Origin of the sequence: uncultured Mucilaginibacter sp., assembly GCF_903913935.1 — a bacterium.
Taxonomy (GTDB): domain Bacteria; phylum Bacteroidota; class Bacteroidia; order Sphingobacteriales; family Sphingobacteriaceae; genus Mucilaginibacter.
Genome location: NZ_CAIWNH010000561.1, coordinates 1 through 3,128 on the forward strand (window position 1 = coordinate 1; position 3,128 = coordinate 3,128).

Annotated in this window: 2 protein-coding genes; both read right to left on the reverse strand. The window is 44.6% G+C overall.

The genetic code is table 11. The features are described from left to right. Positions 1 to 71: 71 nt before the first annotated feature. Positions 72 to 1,757, reverse strand: a complete 1,686-nt coding sequence (locus QZY09_RS22760) for a 2-oxo acid dehydrogenase subunit E2 (RefSeq protein WP_295676505.1) — start codon at positions 1,755 to 1,757, stop codon at positions 72 to 74. 37 nt (positions 1,758 to 1,794) lie between these two features. After that, a partial coding sequence (locus QZY09_RS22765) for a competence/damage-inducible protein A (protein WP_367119261.1) occupies positions 1,795 to 3,128 on the reverse strand: 1,334 nt, incomplete at its 5' end.

A 3,128-nucleotide genomic window follows, 5' to 3' on the forward strand; every position in this document is an offset into this window, starting at 1 on the left:
CATACAATTGTGATTTAATGGCTCCAGTGGAGCCCCCTGTTTTAAAAGCGATTTCCCTGCTGATAAGATGATTAAATCTCTCTGCCCGGATCCCAGTTTTCAAGATAATCGGCCACCCTTCTAACGAAGGAACCGCCAAGGGCTCCATCTACTACCCTATGGTCATATGATAAAGATAAAAACATCATGTGCCTGATGCCGATCATGTCGCCCTGCAGGGTTTCAATTACCGCCGGTTTCTTTTTAATCGCACCTACAGCCAAAATAGCCACCTGTGGCTGGTTAATAATAGGTGTGCCCATCACATTACCGAAGGACCCCACATTGGTTATAGTAAAAGTGCCGCCCTGTACGTCATCGGGTTTCAATTTCCCGGTGCGTGCCCTGTTTGCCAGGTCGTTAACAGACTTGGTAAGCCCGATCAGGTTTAATTCATCTGCCCTTTTTATAACTGGCACAATAAGGTTTCCACTTGGTAAAGCGGTGGCCATGCTTATATTGATGTCTTTCTTTTTAATGATCTGGGTACCATTAACCTGAATATTGATCATCGGCATTTCCTTTATCGCCCTTACTACTGCCTCAATAAATATCGGCGTAAAGGTGATCTTCTCTCCTTCGCGTTTTTCAAACGCATTTTTTATTTTCTCACGCCATAACACCAGGTTGGTAACATCGGCTTCAACAAATGAAGTTACATGCGGCGAAGTTTGCTTGCTCATCACCATGTGATCGGCTATCAGGCGGCGCATCCTGTCCATCTCAATGATCTCGTCATTGCCGGACATTGACGCCGATGATTTAACCGCACTTTCTGCAGCTTGCTGACTTACCGGCTCAACTTTGGTTTGTTCAAAAACTGGTTCTGGTTTTGGCGCTTCCACAACCGGTTCAGGTTTCGGAGCCTCAAATACAGGCGCTAGCGGAGGCGCTTCAAAAACCGGTTCTGTAACAGGTGTCTCTTTAACGGGTTCAGGCACCAGAGGCGAGGCAACCGGTTCCGGTTCGTTTGTATCGGTTACAGATGGTGTTTCTTCAATAGGCTCATTAATGGTTGGCGAAGTTATTGTATACCTGTTCTCAATATAATTTAACAAATCATCTTTAGTTAAACGTCCTTCTGCACCTGTACCCGGAATCTTATCGAGTTCGGCATTGCTGATGCCTTCCTGAGCCGCTATGTTCTTAACTAAAGGAGAATAAAACCTTAAACCATTTTTAAGGCCATCTTCCGGTTTGGACCCGGCATTATTTTCAAGCTGTTCGGTATACGGAACAGGCTGCGCCAATTCTTCCCGCTGTTCGGCAAATACAGGTTGCTTAATTTCTACTACCGGCTTGACTTCCGGTTGTGGCGCATGATACACTGGGGCTGGTACTTCGGCTACCGGAGCATGTTGCTGAACTTCAACCACCGGGGCGGCAATATGAATTTCAGGTACGGGAGGGGTTGCTTGTATAGCTTCGACCACAGGAGCATTAGCTGTTACCTGTTGTGTAACAATCTCCTCCGGGTCGGCAGTTTCAATGATCGCGATCACCGCGCCAACCTGCACCACATCGTTATCTTTATAAAACCGTTCCAGCAATTTGCCTGAAACAGGTGACGGTACCTCAGAATCAACTTTATCAGTAGCGATCTCCATTACTGTATCGTCTGCTTCCACATGATCCCCCGGATTTTTGGTCCATCTGATCACGGTTGCTTCCGCAACGCTTTCCCCCATTTTAGGCAATAACAGTTTGTATTTGGCCATAGACAATAATTATCGTAGAGCCCAAAATTAGCTGTTTTTATCCTAATTTTCCACTATCATGAAGTAAAGTATTCAACATATTTAAGGCCGAAATTGCGCTTCTTTCAATGTTTTGACGGCGTTTATTACCAAATGTTAATTTCTTTACTATGGTTTTGTTAACATTTGCCACAGCGATGTAAACCGTGCCGACAGGCTTTTCGGCAGTACCCCCATCAGGCCCGGCAATACCCGTAACTGCAATAGCATAATCCGACATAAAATTCCGCAACGCACCCTCAACCATCTCTGTCGCAACTTCTTTGCTTACAGCCCCAAATTGTGCAAGGGTATCTTTTTTTACCCCTAAAATTATCTCTTTCAGCTCATTTGAATAGGTAACCCCGCCACCAAAAAAAACCCGGGAGGCCCCCGCATGCTGTGTAAACAGTTGCGAGATATAACCACCCGTGCAGCTTTCGGCAATGGATAAAGTAAGCTCCTTTTTATCCATAAAATCCAGAATAGCTTTCTCTATAGGGATATCTTCTTCGGCAGCAACCACATTGGCAACCCGCCCAATTATTTTTTGCGCATATTCATTAACCTCTTGCTTCAGCAAGGCTTCATTTTCGCCATATCCGCTCAGGCGGAGCCTTACCTGGCCCAACTTAGGTAAATAAGCAAGTTTTATATGAGCCGGAAGTGAATCTTCAATATCTGATATCCTTTCTGCAAGATAAGATTCCCCTTCTCCTACAGTTAAAATCGTTTTGTGGATAATGACTGGTAGCACCAAAGAAGACTTTAGTTTTGGGATCACATCCCCTTCCATCATATACATCATCTCATGAGGCACGCCGGGCATTGAAACAAATATTTTCACTTTTACATTAAACCACATCCCCGGCGCTGTACCATTTTTATTTTGTATAACCACGCAGTTTTGGGGTACCAGTGCCTGCTGTTTATTTACTTCCAGCAGCTCTGACAACGTCCCCCTTAACCTTTTGAAAATATTTTGCACATTGTCCAGTGCCTCCTGGTTCAACACCAAACCGACGCCAAAATATTCGCAAAGCGTTTTTTTGGTGATGTCATCTTTAGTTGGCCCTAGGCCCCCAGTTATTAAAATAACATCGGCCCTTCCTGCTGCCTCATCAAGGGCAGTAAGGATATGTTGCCTGTCATCAGATACCGATGAGATTTGTTTGATACGGATACCTATATTATTCAGCTCATGAGCCATCCAGGCTGAATTGGTATCAACAATCTGGCCGATCAATATTTCGTCGCCAATGGTAATTATTTCTGCTAGCATTATTGCGTAAAGCTTTGATTGCTGGTATAGTCGCTTCTTTTGCTGAGTTTCAAATCCTGCAAAATGGAAGC

Bases quoted from the DNA above. Each gene is read 5' to 3' on its own strand.
- QZY09_RS22760 (WP_295676505.1), bottom strand. From the start codon at position 1,757: ATGGCCAAATACAAACTGTTATTGCCTAAAATGGGGGAAAGCGTTGCG.